The following is a 2,632-nucleotide window of genomic DNA, read 5'->3' on the forward strand; positions in this document are numbered from 1 at the left end:
TATGGCGCGGCGATCTGGATGAGAAGTTTCCGTCAATCAGGATGAGAACTGATCGTCGCGGTTTTCAAGTGGTGCCTGCTTTGATTGACGCTGGCAAGCGCTACTTGCAGGTTTGATTGTCGCTGCGCGACATTTCCTCGTTGGACTTGATTGTCGCGAAGGTCGGTGGCCGACCAGCGCATGATTGTCGCTGGATCGCTGAGCGGCGGCGGTAGCTCTCGACATTCATCTCGAAGATTGTCGCGTGGTGAACGAGGCGATCTACGGCGGCGAGCGTCATGGCGGGATCGGGGAAGACCCGGTTCCATTCACCAAAAGGCTGGTTGGCGGTGATGAGGGTGGAACGCCGTTCGTACCGTGCGCTGATCAACTCGAACAGGACGGACGTTTCAGCCTGATCCTTGGTCACGTAGGCGAGGTCATCGAGGATCAGCAGATGATATTTGTCGAGTTTGGCTATCGCGGCTTCGAGCGCCAGTTCACGGCGGGCAACCTGAAGTTTCTGGACCAGATCGGAGGTGCGGGTAAACAGGACGCGCCAGCCATTTTCGATCAACGCAAGGCCGATTGCGGCTGCCAGATGGGTTTTACCCCCACCCGGTGGACCAAAGAAGATGAGGTTGGCGCCTTTTTCGAGCCAGCCATCACCAGAACACAGCGCCGTCACCCGGGCGCGGGAGATCATTGGCACTGCATCGAAGGCGAAGCTGTCGAGAGTCTTGCCAGGTGGCAGGCGGGCTTCGCCCAGATGCCTTTCGATCCGGCGTCGGTCCCGTTCTGCGATCTCATGCTCGGCGAGGGCCGTAAGCAGACGGGCGCCAGGCCAGCCTTCCTTGTCGGCCCGCGTGGTAAAGTCGGACCAGATCAGTTTGATTGCCGGCAGGCGCAGGTCGTTGAGGATGAGGCTCAGGCGCTGGGCGTCGATAGCGGGTGCGTTCCGGCTCATGCGGCTTCTCCCGTCAGGAGAACATCATAGGTGACCAGGGGGACCAGTTCCACCACCACGTCGGGAAGCGCTGCTGGATCGGGAGCGAAGCGTATCCGCAAGGCATCCATGTCGGGGAGACGGTTAGCAGCCACGTCGGCGGCCAGCAGTTCCGCAAGTTCGGCTTCGCAGGCCCTTTCGTGCGCCATTGCCAATAGCTCTACCATCTGCCGGCAAGCGATCCGTTCGGGCAACGCGGCGATGAGCCGGTCGAAGGTCTGACGATAAGGCTCCCGTGGGAACAGCTGGTCACGATACACCAACTTCAGGAGCGCCATGGGTTTGCGCCGCAAGCTATGGATGACGTGCCGATAATCGACCACATGGCCGTGGGAGCCGTTATTGAACGACCGCCCCCGCGGCAATGTCATGAGGTGAGTGCCGCCGATGAACAGATCGAGGCGATCATCGTAAAGCCGAACGCGCAGCCGATGCCCGATCAGCCGTGAGGGCACGGTATAGAACACCTTACGAAGCGTGAAGCTGCTGGTCGAGGTGACCGTGACGATCGTCTCCTCATAATCGCTGGTGCGCGCGCCAGGCAGGGGCTGCAATATCGCACGCTCGGCGTCTATGCGTGGGCCGTTGCGCCGGTTCTTGCGGCTGACGACTTCGTCGATGAAGTGCCGGTAACTCGCCAGATCATCGAAGTCTCGCGAACCACGCATCAGCAGCGCGTCCTTTATTGCTGCCTTCAAATGCCCGTGCGGGCTCTCGATCCCGCCATTCTCATGGGCAACGCCGCGGTTGTTGCGCGTCGGCGTCATGCCATAATGTTCGCACAGCGCGTCATATCGCAGCGTCAGATCTTGCCGGGCATCAGCGTCCAGGTTGCGAAACGCGGCCGACAGGCTATCGCTGCGATGCTCAACCGGGGCACCGCCGACGGCCCACAGGGCGTTTTGCAACCCTTCTGCAAGCGCGACATAGCTCTCGCCGCCCAGAATGACATGGACGTGTTCGAAGCCCGACCATATCAGCCGAAAATGGTAGAGGCGATGATCGAGCGGCACGCCGACGATCGTTACGTGCTCATCGTTCATCTCGGTGAAGTCCGACAGGCCAAGCCGTCCCGGCTCATGCACCTGCCGGAAGATCACTTCCTGCTCGGGACCATGGATCGCCCGCCATGTTCGGATCCGTCGCTCCAATGTGCGCCGAATGCTCCCATCAAGCTCAGGGTGACGGCGACATATCTCCTCGAAAATTGCCACTGACCGCAAACCAGGCGCAGCCTGGAGCATGGGGACCACATCCTCGTCGAAGATCCCGGCTAACGGGTCCGGGCGTCGCCGCTCTCGCTGGACCTGCCTTTGCGAGGGAAGCCGAGGATCTCCCTCGATGCGATATGCGGTCGCCGTGCTGATACTGGCCTTGGCGGCGGCGATCGGAACGGCATGGGTATGTCGGAGCTTCATGTAGAGCCTCATCTGATGATCGTTGACGTGGCGGCCCGGCATGAACGACATCCCCTCTCGCGAAGTTATGCCTTTGAATACCTGACCGGCCGCAACCATCAGAAACGCCCCAAAAAGGGCGACATCGCCACCTGCTGATCCGGCTCCGGGCTACGCCCTACGCCGCATCAGCAGGTGGCGATTCTCATCTTGATTGACGCTGCTCTCTCATCCTGATTGTCGCGCGGCA

3 protein-coding genes are annotated in these 2,632 nt (G+C 60.8%); 1 reads left to right on the forward strand and 2 read right to left on the reverse strand.

Features of this window, described 5'->3' with window-relative positions; translation table 11 throughout:
• Positions 1–100 precede the first annotated feature (100 nt).
• On the reverse strand, positions 101–946 hold the full coding sequence (istB, locus tag EBBID32_RS16535; RefSeq protein WP_006961382.1) for an IS21-like element helper ATPase IstB: 846 nt from the start codon (positions 944–946) through the stop codon (positions 101–103).
• The gene (gene istA / locus EBBID32_RS16540) at positions 943–2,445 is read right to left on the reverse strand and encodes an IS21 family transposase (protein WP_156022598.1); all 1,503 of its coding nucleotides are present in this window, start codon (positions 2,443–2,445) and stop codon (positions 943–945) included. The genes istB and istA overlap by 4 nt, the downstream gene beginning before the upstream one ends.
• On the opposite strand from istA, the gene EBBID32_RS25155 reads away from it, so the two are divergent.
• A complete protein-coding gene (locus EBBID32_RS25155; RefSeq protein ID WP_006961386.1) occupies positions 2,419–2,541 on the forward strand; it encodes a hypothetical protein in 123 nt (40 codons plus the stop codon). The genes istA and EBBID32_RS25155 overlap by 27 nt on opposite strands.
• The last annotated feature ends 91 nt before the right edge of the window (positions 2,542–2,632 follow it).

This window comes from Sphingobium indicum BiD32, assembly GCF_000382885.1.
Taxonomy (GTDB): Bacteria; Pseudomonadota; Alphaproteobacteria; order Sphingomonadales; family Sphingomonadaceae; genus Sphingobium; species Sphingobium japonicum_C.

Coding starts and splice junctions, on each gene's coding strand:
- istB (WP_006961382.1), bottom strand. CDS start 946: ATGAGCCGGAACGCACCCGCTATCGACGCCCAGCGCCTGAGCCTCATC.
- EBBID32_RS25155 (WP_006961386.1), top strand. CDS start 2,419: ATGATCGTTGACGTGGCGGCCCGGCATGAACGACATCCCCTCTCGCGA.
- istA (WP_156022598.1), bottom strand. CDS start 2,445: ATGCCGGGCCGCCACGTCAACGATCATCAGATGAGGCTCTACATGAAG.